General features: G+C 56.1%; 2 tRNA genes. Both read left to right on the top strand.

The features are described 5' to 3' along the window. Nucleotides 1-76: transfer RNA gene (locus tag AC3II9_RS22770), tRNA-Val, on the top strand. A 55-nt stretch (nt 77-131) separates the two neighbouring features. Next, nucleotides 132-203 (top strand) — tRNA-Glu (locus AC3II9_RS22775). Nucleotides 204-205 lie beyond the last annotated feature (2 nt).

Consider the following 205-nt stretch of genomic DNA (forward strand, 5'->3'; position numbering starts at 1 on the left):
GGAGGATTAGCTCAGCTGGGAGAGCACCTGCCTTACAAGCAGGGGGTCGGCGGTTCGAGCCCGTCATCCTCCACCATTTAGAGCCTGAGCTCAGTTGGTGATAGGTTTCAGTCCTATTCCTAGAGAATCATGGCCCGTTGGTCAAGTGGTTAAGACACCGCCCTTTCACGGCGGTAACACGGGTTCGAATCCCGTACGGGTCATC

The organism is Lysinibacillus sp. RU7, from assembly GCF_057837305.1.